The following is a 22,438-nucleotide window of genomic DNA, read 5'->3' as shown; positions in this document are numbered from 1 at the left end:
TGGTCGGCAGATACGGAAATGTCTTGCAGAGTTGACGCTCGTCAGCGGATGGCCGGGGGCCGACCAGCGACCCACCCCCGTTCTCGGGCCCCCGGCCGCCCCCGGCCATCCGCCGCGAGCACTCAGGCGGGGGACGCGAAGACGCCGAACTGGTTCCCGGTCGGATCCGTCAGCACCCAGCCTCGACCCCCGCCCCGACACCGTCCTGTCGGTGTTCTCTCAGGACGGTGCCGGCGCGGACGACGGCCGGTCCGCCATCGACCACAGCCGCGCGACGAGGTCGGGCCGCCGCTGCCCGTACCGCTCCCGGAAGCCCGCGACCTCGGTGGGCCAGATCCGCTCCGTCGGCAGCCCCCGCTCGTGCAGCCGGACCACCACCTCGGCGGCCAGTTCGTCGAACCAGTCCGGCCCGCCACCCTCCCGGAGGTACCCGTCGAAGACCAGGTCGGCCAGCGCCACGTCGGCCACGCTGTCCCGGCCGAGGGCGGTGAGGAGACAGCGGAGCCCGCCCCGGCGGGCCTGCGGGGTCAGCACGCTGGGCCAGGTGGCGTGCAGCACCTCGAACACCAACCCGGGATCGGCGTCCTGGTCCTCCGCCAGCCGGTCGAGCAGCAACGTCACGTGCTGCGCCGCGACGTGCTCCCGCCCGGTGGCCCGCAACGTCGCGGCGGTCGCCGCGCACCGCAGGTACACCGTCGCGCGGTCCTCGGCGGTGGTGGGGCGCACCGGCAGGAGCCAGAGGTCGAGCAGGGTGTGCGCGGCCGAGGTCAGCCCGCCCGAGCCGGGGTCGACGAGGTCCCCCAGCGCCGACGGCAGGTGGGTGGTCAGCGGGGCGAGCGCGTGCCGGGCGGTGTCGTCGGCCACCCCGCACTCCAGGTGCACGCCCCGGGCCAGCCGCGCGCCGAGATCGCGGACGGTGCTGACGGCCGGGGGGCCCGCAGACGGCTCGGCGGGGAGCCGGCGGTCGTACGTCCAGGCCAGGTCGACCGGCGGGACGGTGAAGAAGCCGTCGTCGCGGGAGACCACCACGTAGCGCCCCCGCTCGTCGCGGCAGCGCGCCAGGGCGAGCCAGTCGACGAGGCTCTGCCAGCCCTCCGTGCCGAGCTGCGAGCGCCAGAACCGCACCTGCACCCGCCACGACTCGACCACCTCCGTGGTGTCCGGGTACAGGCTCCGGGCGGAGACCTCGCCGGCCGCGCAGATGGTGAGCAGCAACAGGTTGGCGCTGTACGCGGCCTGCCGGGCGGTGACCGGCAGGACCCGGGGCCGGTACCCGTCGTAGCGCCGGCCGCCGGTCAGCGCGGGGACCTGCCGGAACAGGCGCAGCAGCACCTGCGCCCAGGTGGCCCGCCGCGCGTCGCCGCCGGTGGCCAGCGACTCGGCCAGGAAGCCGAGCACCGGCGCGCGGGTGGTGAGCACCGCGTACGACAGCAGCGCGTGCGCCAGGTCGTCGGCGGGGGCCTCGGAGCCGCCGAGGCTGCTGGCGGTCCCCCGGGCCACCACGTCGTCGACCACCGTCGCGGTGAACCGGGCGACCAGGTACTCGCCGAAGGTGGCGTGCAGGAACTCGTACGTCTCCCGCTGGTCGCCCCCGACGGAGGCCCGCGCCCGGTGGACGAAGAAGAACCGGCCCAGCAGCAGCTCGGCCGCGCGCAGCGGGGGCCGCAGGCCGGCCCGGTCAGCCGGGGGCCCGCCGCCGACCGGCAGCGCCGCCAGGTCGGCCTCCAGCTCCGCCCCGGTGACCTGCTGGGCCCGCCGGTTGAACATGGCGAACGCCACCACCGCCAGCCGGCGCAGCTCCGCCTCGACCGCGTCGTCCCGCTCCCGCTGCGGCAGCCCGACCCGCCGCTTGGTCACCTCGCGGGTGACGAACCGGCGCAACAGCCGCTCGTACAGCTCGCCCCGGCGCAACCGGCCGGCGGTGCGCAAGGCGTTGCCCTCGGCGTCGTACAGGGCCAGCATCAGCAGCAGCAGCGGCTGCTCGGCCAGCTCCCGGTGGGCCAGCACCGCCGCCGGCTCCAGCGGCGCCACCCCGACCTGCTGGAACGCCTCGCGGTTGGTCCGGTTCCAGGTGTGCACCCAGGCGCGCACCCGTCCCTCGTCGAAGGGCTCGAGCCGGGCCGCCACCGTGCCCGGCGGCGACTGGGCCCGGTCGGCGACGCTGGTCCGGCTGGTGACCAGCACCGCGACCGGCCGCCCCTGGGCGGCCTCGCGCCGCTGGAAGGCGGCCACCCGGAGCAGGTAGTCGGTCTGGCTCACCCCGGTCGCCTGGAGCAGCTCGTCGAAGCCGTCCAGCAGCACGACCGGCATCGCGTCCCCGGCCGACCGGGCCAACACCGGCCAGTCGACCCGCTCCCCGGTGTCCTGGCGGACCGCCTGCTCGATCTGGTCCTGCACCTCACCCTCGGCGGGCACGTCGCGCAGCACCACCCGCACCACCATGAAGTCGGCGGCCGGCAACTGGGCGGCGAGCACCCGGGTCAGCACCGACTTGCCCGAGCCGGGCTGGCCGAGCAGCAGCAGCGGGGCCCGGACCGCGCCGGGGCCGGTGAGGTGCACGACGAGCGACTGCCACAGGTCGTCGCGCAGCGGCTGCCCGTCCCACCAGGACTCGTCACTGGGCCGCGCGCCCGGGGTCAGCTCGACGATGCGGCACAGCGGCGGCACGTACGCCGCGCCGAGCGGCGGCACCCGCAGCCCGGCCGGGACGTCGTCCCCGGCGGCGATGATCGGCCGGCCCAGCTCCGCGCCGTACGCGGTGGCGAGCGCGGCGCGCAGGTGCTCCGCCGGCGCCCCGGTGGAGATCTCCCGCAGCAGCCGGCGCATCTCGTCCAGCCCGGTGCCCAACGCCTGGACCTGCGCCCGGGTGGCCTCGTGCTCGTGCAGCCCGATCCAGAAGCCCACCTCGGGGAAGTCCACGGCGAGCCGGGCCAGCAGCTCCCGGTGCCGCTCGGCGGCCAGCTCGGGAAGCTGCTCCAGCGCCGGCCCGATCCGGCGGCGCTCGCCGTCGGTGGCCTCGTCCCAGACGCTCAGGCCGTGCAGGAATCGGCTGAGCCGGTCGGTCAGGTCGGTGTGGAAGGCGGTCACCGCCGCCCGGAACCGCGGGTACGGCAGGTGCGGGCCGGGCGTGGGGGCCGCCGTGGCGAACAGCGCCTCGGTCAACGCCGTCGGGTCGACCGGCCCCGCCCCCGCCAGGGACAGCTTCTCCGCTGCGGTGATCCGGACGCGGGCCACGTCGACGGGCAGCTCGATGCCGTCCAGCGCCTCGAAGAAGGCGGTCACCACGAGGACCGCGTGGGCCGCCGCCAGCCGCTGGCTGCGCCCGTACCGGGACAGCCCGGAGCGCTGCTCGGCGACCCCGCGTACCAGGTCGTGACCGAGCCGGACCAGCTCGGCCTTGGCGTCGAAGATGCCCAGCGCGTCCCCGACCCCGGCGGCCGAGGCGCCCAGCAGGGTCCAGCCGGTCACCCGGTCGGCCCACTCGACGAACTTGCTCCTCCCGCCGCCGAGCAACCGGACCGCGTCGGCGTAGCTGAGCGTGTCGGACACCGGATTCCTCCCCGGAGAACGGTGGACCCATCAGGATCACCGATGGCTCGTGTCGACGCCACCGGATTCGCACGCGGCCCGTCGACCGGTCAGACCAGGCTGAGCGAGCGCAGGTGCCCCGGCGGGAGGCCCAGGTCCGCCCCGCGCAGCTCCCGGGTCACCGGCTCGTCCAGCATCGTCACCTCGCGGATCCGGTCGGTGCGGAAACAGCGCGGCGCCGAGCGCAGCCGACACCAGGTGACCAGGTACCAGTGGGTGGGGTTGCCGAGGTAGCCGACGGGCTCGACGTCGCGGACCGAGACCGTCCTGTGCTGGTCGGCGTCGTGCGGGAGCTGACCTCGCAGCGCCCGGCGAGCCACCGGGCGCTGCGCGGCCGGGGCGACACCGCCCGCAACACCTCCACCAGGGCGCAGAGACGGTCCGTCCGGTTCACGCCGGGGACGCTACGCCACGGCTGCGACAGCGACCGGCTCAGGCGATGCAGGCGCAGACGATCAGCGCGGCCCCGAAGTGGGTGGCGGCGCTGACCTTCGCCGCCGGGTGGGTCTCGTCGGCGGCGATGATCTGCCCCAGTTTGCCGGGGGTGAGCAGGTCCAGCACGACGAAGGCCAGCGCCATGATGCCCAGCCCGATCAGCCCGAAGATGACCGTGGAGGCGAGCCCCTTGGCGAAGTCGTGGTAGCTGGTGAGGATCGCGGTGAAGACGATCCCGGCGACGCCGAGCTGGTTGGCGGCGAGCAGCAGGGCCGCGTTGCCGTTACGGCGTACCCAGATCAGCTCCCGCAGCCGGCCGGGGGTGAGCAGGTCGACCAGGCCGAAGCCGGCGGCCATCAGCGCCACCCCGACGACCCCGAACACCACGCTCTGCCAGGCTCCGCTGAGCAGGTCCTCCAGCACCGACTGCCTCCCGACCACCGACGGCCGGCGGGGGTGCCGGCACGGGTGACCGAGACGATAGCCCCACCGTGCCAGCCCCGGCAGCCCCGAGGGTCACAGGGACAGGTACCGCTGCCGCTCGTACGGGGTGACCTCGCGGCGGTACTGCTCCCACTCGGCGCGCTTGTTGCGCAGGAAGAAGTCGAAGACGTGCTCGCCGAGCACCTCGGCGACCAGTTCGGAGCCGGCCATCACGTCGATCGCCTCGGCGAGGTTCTCCGGCAACGCCTCGTACCCCATCGCCTTGCGCTCGGCGGCGGTCAGCGACCAGACGTCGTCCTCGGCCCCCGGGGGCAGCTCGTAGCCCTCCTCGATGCCCTTGAGCCCGGCCCCGAGCATCACCGCGAAGGCCAGGTACGGGTTGGTCGCCGAGTCCAGCGAGCGGACCTCCACCCGGGCCGAGTTCGGCTTGCCGTACGCCGGCACCCGGACCAGGGCGGACCGGTTGAGGTGACCCCAGCAGACGTACGCCGGGCTCTCGGTGATCCGGTCCGGCAGCGCCTGCGGGAAGAGCCGCTTGTACGAGTTGACCCACTGGTTGGTGACGGCGGTGTACTCCCGGGCGTGCATGAGCAGCCCGGCGATGAACGACTTCGCCACCTTCGACAGCTTCATCGGGTCACCGGCGTCGTGGAACGCGTTGCGCTCCCCCTCGAACAGCGACAGGTGGGTGTGCATGCCGCTGCCGGGCTGGTCGGTGAAGGGCTTCGGCATGAAGGTGGCCTGCACGCCGGTGGAGAGCGCCACCTCCTTGACCACGTGCCGGAAGGTCATGATGTTGTCGGCGGTGGTCAGCGCGTCGGCGTAGCGCAGGTCGATCTCCTGCTGGCCGGGGGCGACCTCGTGGTGGCTGAACTCCACCGAGATGCCGATCCGCTCCAGCGCCAGCACCGCCTGCCGGCGGAAGTCGCGGGCCACCGCGTGGGTGGTGTGCTCGAAGTAGCCGCCGGTGTCCACCGGGACCGGCACCGAGCCGTCCAGTGGACCGTTCTCCAGCAGGAAGAACTCGATCTCGGGGTGGGTGTAGAAGGTGAACCCCTTGTCGGCGGCCTTGGAGAGCATCCGGCGCAGCACGTGCCGGGGGTCGGCCCAGGACGGTCCGCCGTCGGGGAGCAGGATGTCGCAGAACATCCGGGCGCTCTCGCCGCTGACCCCGCCCTCGAAGGGGAAGACCTGGAAGGTGGTCGGGTCGGGCATGGCGACCATGTCCGACTCGAAGACCCGGGCGAAGCCCTCGATCGCCGAGCCGTCGAAGCCGATCCCCTCGTCGAAGGCCGCCTCCAGCTCGGCGGGAGCCACCGAGACGCTCTTGAGCGTGCCCAGCACGTCCGTGAACCACAGCCGGACGAACCGGATGTCGCGCTCTTCCAGCGTGCGGAGGACGAACTCCTGCTGACGGTCCACTTCCACTCCTCGCGACACTGTTGTCCGCCACCGGTCTGGTCGAGGCGACCTGACCGCCCAGTCTCCATTGACCCCGTTACGCAGACGTTACGCGACCCTCCGGCGCGGCGTCCCGTGGTGTCCCACCCCCACCGGTACCGCCCGGCCGACGTGTCGGGGCCACCCTACTGGGGCAAGATGAGGTCATGCCCACCCTGCGTCTCGCACTCTGCCAGGTCAACCCGGCCGTTGGCGATCTTGCCGGTAACGCCGACCTGATCCGTTCCTGGACCCGCCGCGCCGCCGACGCCGGCGCGCACCTCGTCGCGTTCCCGGAGATGGTGCTGACCGGGTACCCGGTGGAGGATCTGGTCTTCCGCCGGTCGTTCGTCGCGGCGTCGCAGGCCGCCCTGCGCCGCCTCGCCACCGACCTCGCCGCGGACGGCCTGGGCGAGGTCGCGGTGGTCGTCGGGTACCTCGACTCCGACGGTCCGCCGCAGGTCAGCGGGGACGCCGAGCCGGGGCGGGGGGCGCGCAACGCCGCCGCGCTGCTGCACGGCGGCACGGTGGCGACCACCTACTTCAAGCACCACCTGCCCAACTACGGCGTCTTCGACGAGGACCGCTACTTCGTCTCCGGGGACACCCTCAGCGTGGCCCGGGTCGGCGGGGTGGACGTGGCCCTGACCATCTGCGAGGACCTGTGGCAGGCCGGCGGCCCGTTCGCGGTGGCCCGCGCCGCCGGGGTCGGGCTGGTGGTCAACATCAACGGCTCGCCGTACGAGCTGAACAAGGACGACGTCCGGCTGCCGCTGGTCCGCCGCCGGGCCGCCGAGGCCGGGGCGACCATCGCGTACGTGAACATGATCGGCGGCCAGGACGAGCTGGTCTTCGAGGGCGACTCGATGATCGTCACGCCGGACGGCGCCCTGCTCACCCGGGCCCCGCAGTTCGTCGAGCACCTGGTCGTGCAGGACGTGGAGCTGCCGGCGGCGAGCGGGCCGGCGACCACCGACGGCGAGCTGCCCGACGGGATGCGGGTGACCCGGGTCACGGTCAGCGAGGAGCTGCCCGCCCCGACCGGCCCGGCCGCCCGGGGCGAGGTCATCGAGCCGGTGGCCGACGAGGCGGAGGTGTGGCAGGCGCTGGTGCTGGGCCTGCGCGACTACGTCGACAAGAACCGCTTCCCCTCGGTGGTGCTCGGCCTCTCCGGCGGCATCGACTCGGCGGTGGTCGCCGCCCTGGCGGTGGACGCGCTCGGCCCGCAGCGGGTGGTCGGGGTGTCGATGCCCAGCCAGCACTCCTCGGAGCACTCCCGCGAGGACGCCGCCGACCTGGCCAAGCGCACCGGGCTCGACTTCCGGGTGGAGCCGATCCAGCCGATGGTGGACACCTTCCTGGCCAACATGTCGCTGTCCGGGGTGACGGTGGAGAACCTCCAGGCCCGGGTCCGGGGCGTGATCCTGATGGCGCTGTCGAACCAGGAGGGCCCGCTGGTCCTCACCACCGGCAACAAGAGCGAGCTGGCGGTCGGCTACTCCACCCTCTACGGCGACTCGGTCGGCGGGTTCAACCCGATCAAGGACGTGTGGAAGACGCTGGTCTGGCGGCTGGCGAAGTGGCGCAACGCCGAGGCCGCCCGGCGCGGGGAGACCCCGCCGATCCCGGAGAACTCGATCGGCAAGCCGCCCAGCGCCGAGCTGAGCCCCGGGCAGCTCGACAGCGACACCCTGCCCGACTACGACGTGCTGGACCCGATCCTGATCGGGTACGTCGACGGCGACCTGGGCCGGGACGGGCTGGTCGAGTCCGGCCACGACCCGGCGGTGGTGGACAAGGTCCTGCGGATGGTGGACACCGCCGAGTACAAGCGCCGGCAGTCCGCCCCCGGCACGAAGATCTCGATGAAGGCCTTCGGCCGGGACCGGCGGTTGCCGATCACCAACCGGTGGCGCGAACGCGGCTGAGTGACATCCTCCACTGCCGCCTGTCACCGCCGCGCCGGCGGTGTGACGATGGCGGCGGAGCCCGGGGACCGCGCCAGCGGCCTCGAGGAAGGAGACAGTCATGGTGGAGTCCACGCCGACCGGCCTGACGCCGGACGGTTCCGCGTCGACCGCCCCGGCGGAGGTGACCGCCCTCTACGGGGGGCCGGTCACCCGCCGGGTCCGTACCCGCGACCTGCTCGCCGCCAAGGAGCGCGGCGAGCGCTGGCCGATGCTCACCTCGTACGACCAGTACACCGCCTCGATCTTCGACGCGGCCGGGGTGCCGGTGCTGCTGGTGGGCGACTCGGCGGCGAACAACGTCTTCGGCTACGACACGACGGTGCCGGTCACCGCCGACGAGCTGTTGCCGCTGGTCCGGGCGGTGGTCCGGGCCACCCGGCACGCGCTGGTCGTCGGTGACCTGCCGTTCGGCTCGTACGAGGAGGGCCCGACGCAGGCGCTGCGCACCGCCGTCCGGTTCATGAAGGAGGGCGGCTGCCACGCCGTCAAGCTGGAGGGTGGCCGCCGGTACGCGGAGCAGGTCGCGGCGATCACCGGGGCCGGCATCCCGGTGATGGCGCACGTCGGGTTCACCCCGCAACGGGAGCACGCCATCGGCGGGTACCGGGTGCAGGGGCGCGGCGACGCCGCCGAGGAGGTGCTCGCCGACGCGCGGGCGGTCGCCGAGGCGGGCGCGTTCGCGGTGGTGCTGGAGATGGTGCCGGGTGAGGTGGCCAAGCGGGTCACCGCCGAGCTGGAGATCCCGACGGTCGGCATCGGCGCCGGCCCCGACACCGACGCGCAGGTGCTGGTCTGGCAGGACATGGCCGGTCTGCGGACCGGGAAGGCCCCGCGCTTCGTGAAGCGCTACGCCGACCTGGCGGGCACCCTGTCGCAGGCGGCGCGCACCTTCGCCGACGAGGTACGCGGCGGCGGGTTCCCGGCGGCCGAACACACCTTCTGAGCCGACCGCCGGCGGGCCGCCCGGCGGCCCGCCGGTCCCCGGCGGGCAGAGCCTCCGGACACCTCGGCATCAGCTATTGTTCGCCCCCGTGAAACGAATTCGTACGTTTGCCGTCGTGATTTCCTGCGCCTCCCTGCTGGCCCTCACCGCCTGCGGTGGGGAGGAGGACGCGGCCCCGGCCGCCGCCGGCACCACCACCCCGGCCACCTCCGCCCCCGCCGACTCCTCGGCCCCGGCGGCCGAGGCGAAGAGCGACAAGGAGATCTGCGAGGCTGCGCAGAAGCTCGCCAACGAGAACACCGAGGCCATCGTCAAGGCCGCGATGGCCGGTGAGCCGGCCCCGGACGAGATCAAGAAGTTGCTGACCGACATGTCGACGAAGCTGACCGAGTTGACGGCCAACGGCAGCCCCGACAGTGCGGTGGTCACCGGCCTGAAGACCATCAACACGGAGATCGACAAGGCGGCAGCCGCCGCCGACCCCCTGTCGGCCATGGGTGGCCCGGCTTCCCTGGAGGCCGGCAAGGACGTCACGACGGGGTGCCAGAAGGTCGGCGTCACCGTCAGCTTCTGACGGCCGGTCCCACCCGGTGCGGCCCCCGGCGGGACGGCGGGGCCGCGCCGGAGAGCGGGACGTTCCCCCGCCGTCCCGTGGGGTGGGCGGGGCGAACGCCGCCCGTTAGGGGGTGCTTCGACCGTCCTGTGTGGAATCCGCTATCGTTCCCGCCCGTGATTCGATTCCGCACTTTTCCCGTAGCCCTTGCCTGCGCCACCCTTCTGACCCTCACCGCCTGCGGCGGCGAGGACACCTCGGACTCGGCCGCCCCGGCCCCCACCTCCTCCTCGGCCGCCCCGGCCGCCACCACCCCGGCCGCGCAGACCGTCAGCGACAAGGAGCTCTGCGAGTCCGTGCAGCAGGCCAGCGCCGAGATGCGGGACAAGCTGAAGGACGCGATGGCCAAGGCCGTGACGTCGACCGACGAGAGCGCGATCACGGCGGCGACCAAGGAGATCATGACCGAGCTGGAGCAGAAGCTCACCGCCCTGGTCCCCACGGCCGGTGCCGAGAGCGAGATCGCCCCGGCGCTGAAGGTGGTCGCCGACGACCTCGGCAAGACCGCCAAGGCGACGGACCCGGCGGAGGTCGCCGAGGACCCCGCCGCCGTGAAGGCCGGCAAGGACCTCGACGCCGCCTGCAAGAAGCACGGCGTCACCCTGAACCTCTGACGGCCGGTACCACCGGACGCGGCCCCGTCGGCATACCGGCGGGGCCGCACCGTGAGCGCCCGGCACGACCGCCGGGCCACTCGCCGGTGCGGGTGACTCAGAGGTCGGTGACCCGGATCCCGGCGTGGGTCTTGTACCGCTTGTTGATCGCGATCAGGTTGGCGGTGAACGCCTCGATCTGGTGGGCGTTGCGCAGCCGGCCCGCGTACACCCCACGCATGCCGGGGATCCGGGCGGCGAGCGCCCCGACCACCCCGACCAGTTCCCGTTCCTCGGTGCAGACGAGCACGTCCAGCTCGATCCGGTCGATCGTCGGGTCGGCCAGCAGCGGCGCGCTGACGTGGTTGAACGCGGCGCAGACCCGGGAGTCGGGCAGCAGCGCGGCGGCCTGCTGCACGGCGCTGCCCTCGGCCACGGTGAGCGCGTACGGGCCCTGCTTGTCGAAGCCGAGCGGGTTCACGCAGTCGACGACGATCTTGCCGGCGAGCGGCTCGGCCAGGGCGGCCACGGTGGCGGCGTGCCCGTCCCACGGCACCGCGACGATCACGACGTCGCTGCGCCGGGCCACCTCGGCGTTGTCGCCGCCGTCGACCCCGGTACCGGCCGGCACCCCGGGCAGGGCGGCGATCTCCCGCGCCGCCTCGACGGCCCGCTCGGCGGACCGGGACCCGATCAGGACGGTCTGCCCCGCCCGGGCGAACCGGTAGGCCAGCCCCCGCCCCTGGTCGCCGGTCCCGCCGATGATGCCGACGGTCAGCCCGGACACGTCGGGCAGCGTGCTCGCGTCATATGCCATCCGGACATCCTCGCAAAACCCACCCCGCCCCGGCACCCACCCCGCCCGCCTCCGCGCGATCCCTGCCCCGCCCCGCGCTCACCCCCGCGATCTTGCACTTTGGGTCCACGACAATTCCGCTATGCCCCCTTTGCCTGGGCGACAACTGCAAGATCGCGGGGAGACCGGGGCGGGGGACGGGGGTGAGGGGCAGGGGGCGGGTCAGGGGTGGGTGAAGAGGGTGGTGCGGGTGGTGGGGTCGGCGGTGACGAGGCGTACCCGGATGCGGTCGCCGAGCGGCAGCTCACCGGTGCAGCGGGCGCGGACCGGCGGGTCGTCCAGCGCCACGGTGCCGCCGGGGCGGCGACCGGGTCGCCCGTTCGACGGGGCGGTGACGTCCAGGACCGCCGCGTCGAAGGTCTCCCCCACCCGGTGTTCCAGCAGGACCGCCTCGGCCAGCTCGATCGCGCCCCGGGTGGCGGCACCGGCGGCGCGGTCGGTCGACGCCATCACCTCGGGCAGCCGGGGCAGGGCCGCCCGTACGTGGTCGGGCACCGGACGTCCGGTGTGCAGGGCCAGACAGACCTCGGTGGCGTACCGGTCGGCCAGCCGCCGTAGCGGCGCGGTGACGTGGGCGTACGCGGCGGCCACCCCGCCGTGTCCGGGCTGCTCCGGCCGTTCCCCGTCGAAGGCGGTGTACGCGGCGCCGCGCATCAGCTCGGCCGCCTGGTCGATGAAGGCGGCGGCCCGGGGCTGGGCGGGGTCCAGCCCGGCCAGCACCTCCCCCACCCCCGTACCCTCCGGCCAGGCCACGCCCAGCGGGGCGGCGGCGGCGCGGAGCCGCTGCACCGCCTCGGGCTTGGGCGGGGGCATCGTCCGCACCAGCCCGATCCGGCCGGCGAGCATCATCTCGGCGGCGGCCATCCCGGTGAGCAGGGAGATCTGCGCGTTGTGCTCCTCCATCGGCACCGGTGCGCGCAGGACCAGCCGCCAGCCGTCCCCGTCGGGCTCGACGTCCTGCTCGGGCAGGGGCAGGTTGATCGCGCCCCGGCGCAGGCCACGGGCGGTCAGCAGGGTACCCAGCTCCGGCAGGAGGGCGATCGGCTCGGGCAGCCGGCCGGCGTCGGCGGCGGCCTGCACCCCGGGGTAGTCGAGTTTGGCGCGGCTGCGTACCCGGGCACGGGCCAGCTCGACCGCGACGGTGCCGCCGTCGGCGTCGAGGTCGATGGTCCACACCACGGCGGCCCGGTCGACGTCGGGCAGCAGGCTCGCCGCGCCCTCGCTGAGGGTGTGCGGGTGCAGCGGCACGTTCCCGTCCGGCAGGTACACGGTCTGCCCCCGCCGCCAGGTCTCCTCCTCCAGCGCGCCGCCGGGCCGGACGTGGGCGGCCACGTCGGCGATCGCGTACCGCACCCGGTAGCCGCCGCCGGGCCGGCGACTGAGCTGCATCGCCTGGTCGAGGTCGCGGGACCCGACCGGGTCGAGGGTGACGAACGGTACGTCGGTCCGGTCGTCGATCCCGGCGGGCAGCGGCGCGGCGGCGGCCTCGTCGGCCTCCCGTTGCGCGGCGGACGGAAACTCCTCGGGCAGCCCCAGTTCGCGGCGGAGCGCGCCGAAGTCGATGCGGGGTGCCAGCACCCGTCGGATGACCACGGACCAATCCTGGCAGCGCCCGCCGTGTTCCGCCCACCCGGACGCGGGCGGAACACGGCGCGGGCAGGTGTGTGTCCTGCCCCGCGGGCCGTGCCGGGCGACCTGGCCGGTCGACGGGCGGCCCGCCGGGCGGACGGGGCGGGTGCCGGGGTGAGCGGGGGCGGGTCTGCGGTCAGCTCGTGGCGGCCCGGCTGGCGGTCGTCCGGGCGGCGGTGGCCCGCGCGGCGGTGGGTCGGGCCGGGGCCTGGCTGGCCGTGCTCCGACCGGCGGCGCCGGCCCGGGTGCCGGCGGTGGTCCTCGTCGCCGCCGAGCGACCGGTGGTGGCGGTACCGGCCGTGGCCTTGGCCATCGTCTTCGCCGCCGCGGTCCCGGTCGCCGCCGTCCGGGTCGGGGTCGCCCTCGTCGCGGCGGCCTTCGCCGTGGCGGTCCGCGCTGCCGCCGTCCGCGTCGCGGCCGATGTCGTCGCGGCGCTCTTCGTCGCAGTGCTCTTCGTCGCGGCGGTCTTCTTCGCGGCGCTCTTCTTCGCGGCCGACTTCGTCGCGGTCGTCTTCTTCGCGGTGGCCTTCTTCGCGGTGGCCTTCTTCGCCGGGGCCTTGCGGGCCGCCGTGGCGCGCGTGGTCGGCCGGGTGGTCCCGGCCTTACGGGCGGTGGTCTTCTTCGCGACCTTGCGGGCCGGGGTCTTCGTCGCGGCGGCGGTGGACCGGCCGGCGGCGGCGGCGGTGGTCTTTTTCGCCGTCGAGGTGACCTTGCGGGCCGTGGTGGCGGCCTTGGCGGGGGCCTTCTTCGCCGCCGCAGAGCTCTTCTTCGCCGCTGCGGGTGCCTTCGTCGCAGGGGTCCGCTTCGTGGCGGCCTTGCGGGTCGTCGCCTTCGCGGTGGTCGCCTTCCTCGCCGGGGCCTTCTTCGCGGTGGTCGCCTTCTTCGCCGGGGCCTTCTCCGCGGCGGTGGCCTTCTTCGCCGGGGCGCGACCGGCGGCGGCGGTGGTCTTGGTGGCCGGGGCGCGGCCGGCGCCGGCCGGCGTCTTCTTCGCGGTGGCGCGGCCGGCGGTGCCCGTGCGGGCCGACGCGGCGGCCGTCGTGCCGGACCGGCGGGCCGTGGTGGACCGTGCCGTACCGGTCGAGCCGCCCGTGGCCCGCTGCGCCGTGGTGGCCTTCGTCGCGGTCGTACGTTCGGCGGCCGGGCGGGTGGTGGCCTTTTGTGCTTCGGCCATCTCGGTTCCCTCCTTGGGGACATGCTCTCGCGTGGCTCCGCACGGAGCACGGAGTTCCTCGACGCGGGCCGTCCCGCGCCGTCTATTCGTCCTCCCCGGCCCAACGGGCGTCCTCGGCCTCCCACGCCTCGTTGCGCCGCTGCACGGTCTGCAGCGCGTTCTCCGCGTCGGCGGCGGAGGTGTACGGGCCGAGCACGTGCCGCGCGGCACACACGTCCGCGCCGGTCTCGACCCGGTGGTGTCGGGTGCACCAGTAGTAGCGCCCACCACGTCCGCTGTCGCTCATGGGATCACTGTGCACCGTGCAGCGCCCGGCCGCCACCGGTTCCGGGAAAAGTCGTTGATGTCTTCCACAGTAGACGTGCTGCTCACCGGCCGTGGGAGATTGGCGGAACCCGTCCGGCCGCCGGGGCACGCCCGGCCGGCGGGGCGGGGCGGGTGCGCCGGCGACGGTGAGCCGGCCGGCGCGGCGTAGGGTCGGCGGATGGGTCTACCGGACTACATCCGGCAGCTACGCACCCACGTCGGCCACGACCTGCTCTGGCTGCCGAGCGTGAGCGCCGTGGTCACCAACGCCGAGGGCGCGCTGCTGCTGGGCAAGCGCGCCGACGACGGCCAGTGGTCGCTGATCAGCGGTTTCGTCGAGCCGGGCGAGCAGCCCGCGACCGCCGTCGTGCGCGAGGTCGAGGAGGAGACCGGGGTACGCGTCGCGCCGGAGCGGCTGACCAGCGTCATCTCCCACCCGCACACGTACCCGAACGGGGACCGCTGCGAGTACCTGAACCTGGGGTTCCGCTGTCGCCTGCTGGGCGGTACCGCGCGGGTCAACGACGACGAGTCCGAGGCGGTGGGGTGGTTCCCCCTCGACCGGCTGCCCGATCTGGACCCGCAGGCCCGGCTGGTGCTGGCGCGGGCGCTCGGCCCGGACACCGACGTCTGGTACCTGCCGGCCGGCGACGACTGGCGCGACTGGACCGCCACGACACCGCAGGGCGCCCGCAGCGGCAGCGCCTGAGCGGGCCGGTATCCGCAGGTGGCCGGGCCGGCCGAGGGCCGGGTAGCAGGCGGACCGGGCGGGCAGCCATCCACCGCAGCGGCGCTCTTGCCGGCCCGGCGGTCGCCGGCCCACGGCCGGTCAGTCCGTTCGACCCGGCGCGGGTGCGGACGGGCAGGTCGGTGTGCGACTCTCGGCCGAGCTTTTCTCGCGGGGCCTCGTGGGAGCCCCGCGAAAGCGCACTACGCTGCGCGGGCACACTCGTCTGCTGACCCTGGAGGCACACGTGGCCAACCTCGACACCGCCCTGAAGGAAGCCATGACCATCGACGGTGCCATCGGCATCGCGCTGGTCGACTACACAAGCGGAATGACCCTCGGCGTGGCCGGTGGGACACCCGAGATCGACCTGACCGTCGCGGCGGCGGGCAACACCGACGTGGTCCGCGCGAAGCTGCGCACCATCGAGATGTTGCAGCTCAACGACGAGATCGAGGACATGCTGATCACCCTCGGGAGTCAGTACCACATCATCCGGCCGCTCACCGGTCGTACCGGCAAGGGCCTCTTCCTCTACCTGATGCTCAGCAAGACGCGGTCCAACCTGGCGCTCGCCCGGCACCGGCTCCGCACCATCGAGGAGCAACTGGAACTGTGACCATGGGCGACACGATCCTCCCCCGTCGCACCGCGCAGCGGCCCGAGGTCCCACCGCCGCCCCGGCTCCCGCCGTCGCTGGCCGGCAACCCGGGGCTGCCGTATCCGGCGATCGGCACCGAGCTGACCGAGCTGCGACTCCAGATCCCCGGCGTGCAGGGCAGCGTCCTCGGTGGCGTGGACGGGCTGCTCATCGCCCACGACGTGCCGAGCGGCCTGGACCCCGACGACCTGGCCGCGATGGCGGCGACCACCTTCGGCCTCGGCCGGCAGGTGGGCGTGCGGCTGCGCCAGGGCGAGTTCCAGCAGTCCACCGTCCGCAACGCCGGCGGGTACCTGAGCGTCTACGCGGTGAGCAGCCAGGCGCTGCTGGCCGTGGTCGGGCACGACGCGATCAACGTGGCCCGGCTGCACCTGCACGCCCCGCCGGTGGCCGCCCGGATCGCCGCCCTGCTGGCAGGCTCCTGACCGGCACCGGGGCGGGCCGCCGCAACCGGCCCGCCACCCGGGACGCGGGTGAGCGAGAATGCGGCGATGCACCCTGACGTCCGGCAGTACCTCTCGGAGTTGGTCGACCGGGCCCGTGACCTGCTGGGCGACGGCCTGGTCGGGGCGTACGCGGCGGGCTCGGTGGCGCTGGACGCGTACCAGCCGGGCCGCAGTGACGTCGACGTGGCCCTGGTCAGCGCCGACACCCTGAGCGGGGCCACGAAGCGCGCCCTGGTGGCCGCGCTGCGGCACGAGGCGCTGCCGTGCCCCGCGCGGGGACTGGAACTGGTCGCGTACCGGCGGGAGGTGGCCGCCGCCGGCACCGCCGAACCCGGCTTCGAGGTCGAACTGAACACCGGCCGGGCGATGCCGTCGCGCGCGACGTACGCGGTCGGTGACCGGCCCGCCGCCGACGGCCGGTTCTGGTACGCCCTGGACCGCAGCATCCTGCACCAGCACGGGTACGCCCTGCTGGGCCCGCCGGCCGCGACGGTCTTCGCCGACGTCTCCCCGGCCGACCTGCGCCGGCTGCTGGTGGACGCGCTCACCTGGTGGCTCGCCCGCCCCGGGCCACCCGGGGACGCGCCCGGAGCCGAGGACGCGGTGCTCGGGGCCTGCCGCGCGCTGGTGCGGGTCCGGCACGGGGTGTGGCTGTCGAAGGTCGACGCGGGCCGGCGACTGCTGGCCACCGGCGACCCCGGGCTCACCGCCGACCCGACGGGCGGGTACGCCGATCTGATCGAGCGGTGTGTGGCGGCCCGGCGGGGTGGTCCGCCGCCGGGCGCACGGGCGGCGCGGGAGTTCCAGCGCGGGGTGCTCGACGAGATTCGCCGCGCCACGCTATGACCCAACCGGTATATATTCTCAAGTTTGAATGTCTCGATAGTCTCTCCTCCAGGATCAGGGCAGCCCGGGGCCACCGTCCCGGGTCGACCCGGTGGACAGAGGAGAACAGATGACCCTCCCCCGCAGACTGGCCGCGCTCGGCGTACTGACCGCGACGGCCATGGCCACCACGATGATCGGAAGCCCGGTGTCGGCCGCACCGGCGACCGGCGAGATCCGTCTCGCCGGTGGCGCCACCGCTGTCACGGGTAGCTACATCGTCGTCCTGAAGGACTCGGCCGTGGGCGGCAAGGCCGGTACCGCGCAGGCCGCCGTCACCTCCTCGGCGGGCAGCCTCGCCAAGCGGTACGGCGGCGCGGTGGCCCAGGTGTACGGCAGCGCGCTCAACGGCTTCGAGGCGAAGCTGTCCGAGTCTGCCGCGAAGCGGCTCGCCGCCGACCCGGCGGTCGCCTTCGTCGAGCAGAACCACACGGTCAGCATCCAGGCGACCCAGGTCAACCCGCCGTGGGGTCTGGACCGCATCGACCAGACGGCGCTGCCGCTGAGCGCCTCCTACACCTACAACAGCACCGGCTCCGGGGTGACCGCGTACGTCATCGACACCGGCATCCGGACCACCCACAACGACTTCGGCGGCCGTGCGGTCGACGGGTACGACGCGGTGGACGGCGCCCTGCCGGCGACCGACTGCAACGGGCACGGCACGCACGTCGCCGGCACCGTCGGCGGCAGCACCTACGGCGTGGCCAAGGGCGTGCGCCTGATCGGCGTCCGGGTGCTGAACTGCGCCGGCAGCGGCACGATCGCGGGCGTCGTGGGCGGGGTCAACTGGGTCACGTCGCACCACGCGGCGGGCCAGCCGGCGGTGGCGAACATGAGCCTCGGTGGCGGGCTCAACCCGTCGCTGAACACCGCCGTGGCGAACTCGATCGCCGACGGCATCACCTACGCGGTGGCGGCCGGCAACAGCAACGCCAACGCCTGCAACTCCTCGCCGGCTGCGGTCGCCGCGGCGATCACCGTCGGCGCGACCCAGAGCAACGGGGCCCGTGCCTCGTACTCGAACTGGGGCACCTGCGTGGACATCTTCGCCCCGGGCTCGGCCGTCCTGTCGGCCTGGCACACCAGCAACACCGCGACGAACACCATCAACGGCACCTCGATGGCGTCGCCGCACGTGGCCGGCGCGGCCGCCCGGGTGCTCCAGGTGAACCCCTCCTGGACCCCGGCCCAGGTCGCCTCGTACCTGACCACCACCGCCACCACCGGCACCATCAGCAACCCCGGCACCGGTTCCCCGAACCGCCTGCTGTACGTCGCGCCGACCCTCTGATCCACCTGCCGGACGGCCCCGGGGCACCCGCCCCGGGGCCGTTCCCGTGTGCCCCGCCACCGCCGACCGGGCACCCCGAGACCCCCGCCCACCTGCTGGAACGGCCCGTAACCGATCCCCCCATCGTCAGGTTTGACTGGACAACCGTGCCATGCCGGGGCGGCCCGAGCACGGTCTCGACCTGGGGGTGAGCGGTGCGACGCAGAGTCCTCGTCGTCGGGCCGCTGCTCGTCCAGGCGTTCCTGCTGCACCTCGCCCTCCCCGGTCACCCGGCCCTGGCCGGCCCGGTCGTCCCCGACCCCGCCGGGCGGCCCGCCGCCGGAGCGCTGGCCGCCCGCCCCGCCCCGGCCCTCCCTCCCCCGGCCCTCCACGCCATCCCGGCGGTCACCTCCGACGCGACCGTCGGCACCGAACTGGCCGCCGGCACCGAACTGGCCGGTCCCGACCGCGTTCCGGACGGCTCCCGTGGCCACGAGTCCGACGTCGAGCGGTCCGGCCGGGCCGCCCTGGTCCCCGGGCCGGCCCCGGATCTGCGCGCCCTCGGTGCCGGCCCCACCACGGGTACGCCCGTCGGGCCGGGCCGGGGCGCGCGGCTGGTCACCGGCTGCGCAGCGACGGTGCACGGGGCGTTCAGCCGGGCCGGTCGTAGCGCCCCGGGTGGTGAGCGCCGGGGCGAGCCGGTCCCGCCCGACCGGGCGGCCCGCCGGGGCGTACCCGTCGGGTGGGAGAAGGCCGCCGACGGCCGTCCGCTCACCGCGCAGCCCGGCCCCGACCTGGCCGGATGCCGGGTGCTGCGCTGCTGAGCGGCGCGCGTCCACTCGCACCCGCACACCACCACCTGAGGCGTCCCCGCCCGTCGCGCCCGCGCGACCCGGGGCCGTTCCCGTCCCACCGCGTCGGCACCGACGTCCCCGGGCCGGCCCGCATCCGCACCGACACCGCGTCAACGACGAGGCGGCCCGGCGTACCCGCCGGAGGGGTGGACGCACCGGCTTCCCCGCCCCATGCCTCCCGGAGGTGGACCATGACCACGTACGCCCGTCCGACCTGGCGTGTCGCGCTGCGCGCCGATCTGCCCGCGTCCCTCGTCGTCTTCCTCGTCGCGTTGCCGCTCTGCGTCGGCATCGCCGTCGCCTCCGGCGTACCCGCCGAACTGGGCCTGGTCACCGGCGTGGTCGGCGGCCTGCTGGTGGGCCTGATGCCGGGCAGCAGCCTCCAGGTCAGCGGCCCGGCCGCCGGCATGACGGTGCTGGTCGCCGAGGCGGTGGACCGCTACGGCCTGACCGGCCTCGGCACCATCGTGCTGGTCTGCGGGCTGCTCCAGATCGGGCTGGGCCTGCTGCGGCTCGGCCGGTGGTTCCGCGCCATCTCGGTCGCCGTGGTGCAGGGCATGCTCGCCGGCATCGGCCTGCTCATCGTCGCCGGCCAGTTGTACGTCCTGGCCGGGGCCACCACCCCGCACTCGGGGCCGGGGAAGTTCACCGGCCTGCCCGGTCTCGTCGCCGACGTGGTCACCTCGCCCACCGCGCAGGTCGCGTTGACCGTCGGCGTGGCCACCCTGGGCACCATGACCCAGTGGGACGCGCTGCGCCGCCGGGTACCCCGGCTCCGCATGGTCCCCGGCGCGCTGGTCGCCGTGGTCGTGGCCGCCGCGCTGACCGCGCTGCTCGACCTGCCGGTGCAGACCATCCAGGTGGAGGGGCTGCTCGCCGCGATGCAACCCTCGCTCGGCCACTGGCGGGACCTCACGGACCTGGGCGTCCTCGCCACCATCGCCACGTTCACCCTGGTCGCCTCGGCGGAGAGCCTGTTCAGCGCGGCGGCCGTCGACCGGCTGCACACCGGCCCCCGCACCGACTTCGACAAGGAGTTGGTCGCCCAGGGCACCGGCAACACGGTCTGCGGCCTGCTCGGCGCGCTGCCGATGACGGCGGTGATCGTCCGCAGTTCGGCCAACGTGCAGGCCGGCGCGCGGACCAAGGCGTCCCGGGTGCTGCACGGGCTCTGGCTGCTGCTCTTCGTCGCCGCCGTACCGGGGCTGATCGGGCTGATCCCGCTGCCGGCGCTGGCCGCCGTGCTGATCCACGCGGGGGTCAAGCTCATGCCGGTCCGGGCGCTGCCGGCGCTCTGGCGCGAGCACCGGGGCGAGGCGGTCGTCCTGGTGGTGACCGCCGTCGCCATCGGCACCACCGACATGTTCACCGGCGTCCTGGTCGGTCTCGGCCTGGCCGTGGTGAAGGCCGCCTGGGAGACCTCGCACATCCGGGTGACCGTCCACGACGACGGGTCCGCCCCGATCGACGTCACCATCACCGGCAACGCCACGTTCCTGCGGCTGCCCACCATCCTCACCGCCCTGAACGCCCTGCCCGCCGACCGCCGGGTCCGGTTGGACCTGCGCGGCCTGCGGCACGTCGACCACGCCTGCCGGACCGCCCTCGACCAGTGGGTGGAAACCCACAACACCCAGGCCGAGGTACCGGTCCAGGTGATCGCCCCGGCCGAGGCGGCCTCGTCCGAGGCGGTTGTGGAGGGCACGGCGGGCGGCGACGGGGAGGCCGGACGGCCGACCGGCTGACCCCGCTCGACCCGGTCGTCACCCCGCGCTCAGCGGCGCAGCGGTCGGGGCTGCCCCGCCGGCACCGGCGGCTGCCCCGCCGGTGCCGGCGCGGGTGGTGGCCGGCGGGCCGGTCGGCTCGGCCGCTGGTTCGGTGACCGGGGCGACGGTTGCGGCCGACGCATCATCTGGAGCCCGGCCGGCCGCACGAAGAGGTCCCGCTTGGCGACCGCGTCACCCCGCTCGTCAAGGGAGTACCCGTGCAGCCAGACCCAGTCGTGGTAGGTGACCCACTCCTCGATCACGCGGATCACCCGGAACATCATCGGCCTGGTGAACTGCACCGACGCGGCCCGGGTGACCAGCACGACGTCACCGGGGGAAGGCAGCCCGTCCACCGGCGTCCCCTCCCCCCGGACCGCCCCGCCGCTCGTCGCCGACCCGCTGCCGCCCCGGCGGCCGGGATCGTCCGCCGATCTCCGGCCCACCCGTCCGCCCGCCGGCCCGGCCTTCCTGCGGCGCGGGCGGGTCCGCCTTCGTGCGGCCCGTCAGGTCGTTGGCGAACCGCACGTCCGGCGGCCGGTTCACCGGCGAGCCGGCCCGGACGATCGGGTACGCCCGCGTCGGCTCGTGCAGCGTCGCCCCGCGGTGCCGGGCCGGCGGGCCAGCCTCACCCCGCCGGCCGCCCGGCACCGGCAAGCCGGCGGGTCGGGTACCGCTGTTGGGGACGCTGTCGAGCTGCCCCGGCAATGAGACCAACCGTTCGCCGGTACGCGGACCGCCCTCGTCGGCGTATGGGTTCCCCTCGTCGGCACCCCGGTCGTCGGCACCCCGACTCCACTCGTCGGCGGTCAGGCGGAGGGACCGCAGCGTCAGCAGGTGCAGCCCCAGGCTGAGCCCGAGCAGGACGACAATCACCTGGTCAACCATGCCGCATCCGCTCCAACCAGCCCAGGAACCGCCGCCGGATCGTCGCCGGGTCGGGCGGCTCCGGGCAGATCCAGTCCAGATCGGTCGTCGCCTCCCGCAGCAGCCCGGCCAGGTGACCGGCCAGCCCGACAGGGTCATCCGCGTACCGCCGGACGAGGTCGACGCGCGCCTCGCCACAGGGCCACGGGCGGGCACACGCGGCACAGATCCAGAGCGGGCGTAACGGCAGGTGTGGGCGTCTCATCGGGCCTCCGCACGGGGTCGTCGACTCCTGCGGTGCCCCCGCCCGCCGGGAAGATCCTCCACCGGACGGGGGCACCTTCCGCTCATGCTCCATCACCCTCAGCTAGTCAATCGACTACTGCCTATTGACTAGATTCCGCCCGCCTACGGTCTACCGACATGGGGAAGCCCCTGATGGGTCCGTACGAGATCGCCCGCCGGCTGGACGTGTCGCGTCAACGCGTCCAGCAACTCGCCCGCTACCCCACCTTCCCCAAGCCCTACGCGATCCTGCGCGCCGGCAAGGTGTGGCGCACCGAAGACATCGAGCAGTGGATCGCCGAGCACCGGCAACCAAGCCCCACCGACGGCGACGACCAGAGCTGAGGCAGCTACCTGTCGACCGGAATCTTGAAGAAGCCCAACCCGCTCGACGCCTGACCGCCGACCGAAACTCAGCGCGAACCCGGATCGACAGTCTGGATCTCGTCCCCCAAACGTGGCCAACAGGCAAGTCGGCCTGCACCCCAAAGAGACGCTGCAATGCGCCTGACCAGCGCCTATCCGCTAGAAGGCTTGCGGGGCACTGCCAGATTTTCAGGCGCCAGCAGCGTCGGGCATAGCAGAACGTCCCCTTCGTCACAGTTGTCAGGGCTGCCGTCGCCCGCGAACATGCAACCACTCGTATTTACCCACAGCGCATCTCGGGGTAGGATGGCCCGCTCAGT

The 22,438-nt window shown here is 74.2% G+C and carries 23 protein-coding genes; 12 read left to right on the top strand and 11 right to left on the bottom strand.

The window, feature by feature from the left end:
* Window positions 1–219: 219 nt before the first annotated feature.
* From ACQUFX_RS01945 to glnA, 4 genes are all read right to left on the bottom strand, one after another.
* Window positions 220–3,549, bottom strand: coding sequence for an NACHT domain-containing protein (locus ACQUFX_RS01945; protein WP_428964335.1), 3,330 nt, complete (start codon window positions 3,547–3,549; stop codon window positions 220–222).
* Window positions 3,550–3,638: 89 nt separating this feature from the next.
* Window positions 3,639–3,908, bottom strand: a complete 270-nt coding sequence (locus tag ACQUFX_RS01940; protein WP_428964334.1) for a WYL domain-containing protein — start codon at window positions 3,906–3,908, stop codon at window positions 3,639–3,641.
* 112 nt (window positions 3,909–4,020) lie between these two features.
* Window positions 4,021–4,446, bottom strand: coding sequence for a DUF350 domain-containing protein (locus ACQUFX_RS01935; protein WP_428964333.1), 426 nt, complete (start codon window positions 4,444–4,446; stop codon window positions 4,021–4,023).
* Between the two features lie 93 nt (window positions 4,447–4,539).
* Window positions 4,540–5,889 carry a type I glutamate--ammonia ligase gene (gene glnA / locus ACQUFX_RS01930; RefSeq protein ID WP_428964332.1) on the bottom strand — a complete coding sequence of 450 codons (1,350 nt, stop codon included), beginning with the start codon at window positions 5,887–5,889 and terminating at the stop codon, window positions 4,540–4,542.
* A gap of 185 nt (window positions 5,890–6,074) precedes the next feature.
* Between glnA and ACQUFX_RS01925 the strand changes: the two genes are divergently transcribed.
* The 4 genes from ACQUFX_RS01925 (at window position 6,075) to ACQUFX_RS01910 (ending at window position 10,047) form a co-directional block, all read left to right on the top strand.
* A complete protein-coding gene (locus ACQUFX_RS01925; protein WP_428964331.1) occupies window positions 6,075–7,835 on the top strand; it encodes an NAD+ synthase in 1,761 nt (586 codons plus the stop codon).
* A gap of 100 nt (window positions 7,836–7,935) precedes the next feature.
* Window positions 7,936–8,820: a 3-methyl-2-oxobutanoate hydroxymethyltransferase gene (gene panB / locus ACQUFX_RS01920; RefSeq protein WP_428964330.1), complete on the top strand. Its 885-nt coding sequence runs from the start codon at window positions 7,936–7,938 to the stop codon at window positions 8,818–8,820.
* A gap of 115 nt (window positions 8,821–8,935) precedes the next feature.
* Window positions 8,936–9,394 (top strand): hypothetical protein, encoded by a 459-nt coding sequence (locus ACQUFX_RS01915; protein ID WP_428964329.1) that lies wholly within the window; start codon window positions 8,936–8,938, stop codon window positions 9,392–9,394.
* 155 nt (window positions 9,395–9,549) lie between these two features.
* Entirely contained in the window at window positions 9,550–10,047 is a 498-nt protein-coding gene (locus ACQUFX_RS01910; RefSeq protein WP_428964328.1) for a hypothetical protein, read from the top strand.
* A 97-nt stretch (window positions 10,048–10,144) separates the two neighbouring features.
* Here the strand turns inward: ACQUFX_RS01910 and npdG are convergent, their stop codons facing one another.
* From npdG to ACQUFX_RS01890, 4 genes are all read right to left on the bottom strand, one after another.
* A complete protein-coding gene (gene npdG, locus ACQUFX_RS01905; protein ID WP_428964327.1) occupies window positions 10,145–10,843 on the bottom strand; it encodes an NADPH-dependent F420 reductase in 699 nt (232 codons plus the stop codon).
* Window positions 10,844–11,044: 201 nt separating this feature from the next.
* On the bottom strand, window positions 11,045–12,475 hold the full coding sequence (locus ACQUFX_RS01900; RefSeq protein WP_428964326.1) for an RNB domain-containing ribonuclease: 1,431 nt from the start codon (window positions 12,473–12,475) through the stop codon (window positions 11,045–11,047).
* Window positions 12,476–12,647: 172 nt separating this feature from the next.
* Window positions 12,648–13,682, bottom strand: coding sequence for a hypothetical protein (locus ACQUFX_RS01895; RefSeq protein ID WP_428964325.1), 1,035 nt, complete (start codon window positions 13,680–13,682; stop codon window positions 12,648–12,650).
* Window positions 13,683–13,764: 82 nt separating this feature from the next.
* Complete coding sequence (locus tag ACQUFX_RS01890; protein WP_428964324.1) at window positions 13,765–13,968, bottom strand: hypothetical protein; 204 nt, start codon at window positions 13,966–13,968, stop codon at window positions 13,765–13,767.
* Between the two features lie 198 nt (window positions 13,969–14,166).
* On the opposite strand from ACQUFX_RS01890, the gene ACQUFX_RS01885 reads away from it, so the two are divergent.
* The 7 genes from ACQUFX_RS01885 (at window position 14,167) to ACQUFX_RS01855 (ending at window position 20,579) form a co-directional block, all read left to right on the top strand.
* On the top strand, window positions 14,167–14,697 hold the full coding sequence (locus ACQUFX_RS01885; protein WP_428964323.1) for an NUDIX hydrolase: 531 nt from the start codon (window positions 14,167–14,169) through the stop codon (window positions 14,695–14,697).
* Between the two features lie 265 nt (window positions 14,698–14,962).
* Window positions 14,963–15,334 (top strand): hypothetical protein, encoded by a 372-nt coding sequence (locus ACQUFX_RS01880; protein ID WP_428964322.1) that lies wholly within the window; start codon window positions 14,963–14,965, stop codon window positions 15,332–15,334.
* 2 nt (window positions 15,335–15,336) lie between these two features.
* Window positions 15,337–15,801 (top strand): roadblock/LC7 domain-containing protein, encoded by a 465-nt coding sequence (locus ACQUFX_RS01875; protein WP_428966829.1) that lies wholly within the window; start codon window positions 15,337–15,339, stop codon window positions 15,799–15,801.
* Window positions 15,802–15,867: 66 nt separating this feature from the next.
* Window positions 15,868–16,668 (top strand): DUF4111 domain-containing protein, encoded by an 801-nt coding sequence (locus ACQUFX_RS01870; protein WP_428964321.1) that lies wholly within the window; start codon window positions 15,868–15,870, stop codon window positions 16,666–16,668.
* A gap of 109 nt (window positions 16,669–16,777) precedes the next feature.
* The gene (locus ACQUFX_RS01865) at window positions 16,778–18,001 is read left to right on the top strand and encodes a S8 family peptidase (RefSeq protein WP_428964320.1); all 1,224 of its coding nucleotides are present in this window, start codon (window positions 16,778–16,780) and stop codon (window positions 17,999–18,001) included.
* A 194-nt stretch (window positions 18,002–18,195) separates the two neighbouring features.
* The gene (locus ACQUFX_RS01860) at window positions 18,196–18,804 is read left to right on the top strand and encodes a hypothetical protein (protein WP_428964319.1); all 609 of its coding nucleotides are present in this window, start codon (window positions 18,196–18,198) and stop codon (window positions 18,802–18,804) included.
* 221 nt (window positions 18,805–19,025) lie between these two features.
* Complete coding sequence (locus tag ACQUFX_RS01855) at window positions 19,026–20,579, top strand: SulP family inorganic anion transporter (protein ID WP_428964318.1); 1,554 nt, start codon at window positions 19,026–19,028, stop codon at window positions 20,577–20,579.
* Window positions 20,580–20,608: 29 nt separating this feature from the next.
* On the opposite strand, the gene ACQUFX_RS01850 is transcribed toward ACQUFX_RS01855, so the two are convergent.
* Genes ACQUFX_RS01850 through ACQUFX_RS01840 form a run of 3 tightly spaced genes read right to left on the bottom strand, consistent with a single transcriptional unit; the run spans window position 20,609 to window position 21,732 of the window.
* Window positions 20,609–20,947 (bottom strand): hypothetical protein, encoded by a 339-nt coding sequence (locus ACQUFX_RS01850; RefSeq protein WP_428966828.1) that lies wholly within the window; start codon window positions 20,945–20,947, stop codon window positions 20,609–20,611.
* Window positions 20,931–21,488 carry a hypothetical protein gene (locus ACQUFX_RS01845; RefSeq protein ID WP_428964317.1) on the bottom strand — a complete coding sequence of 186 codons (558 nt, stop codon included), beginning with the start codon at window positions 21,486–21,488 and terminating at the stop codon, window positions 20,931–20,933. Before ACQUFX_RS01845 ends, ACQUFX_RS01850 begins: the two co-directional genes overlap by 17 nt.
* Window positions 21,481–21,732, bottom strand: coding sequence for a hypothetical protein (locus ACQUFX_RS01840; protein ID WP_428964316.1), 252 nt, complete (start codon window positions 21,730–21,732; stop codon window positions 21,481–21,483). The genes ACQUFX_RS01845 and ACQUFX_RS01840 overlap by 8 nt, the downstream gene beginning before the upstream one ends.
* 158 nt (window positions 21,733–21,890) lie before the next feature.
* On the opposite strand from ACQUFX_RS01840, the gene ACQUFX_RS01835 reads away from it, so the two are divergent.
* Window positions 21,891–22,097, top strand: a complete 207-nt coding sequence (locus ACQUFX_RS01835; protein WP_428964315.1) for a helix-turn-helix transcriptional regulator — start codon at window positions 21,891–21,893, stop codon at window positions 22,095–22,097.
* Window positions 22,098–22,438: the final 341 nt, after the last annotated feature.

Source organism: Micromonospora fluostatini (genome assembly GCF_050410825.1).
Classification (GTDB): domain Bacteria; phylum Actinomycetota; class Actinomycetes; order Mycobacteriales; family Micromonosporaceae; genus Micromonospora; species Micromonospora rosaria.
This window is presented reverse-complemented; position numbering and strand designations above follow the sequence as displayed.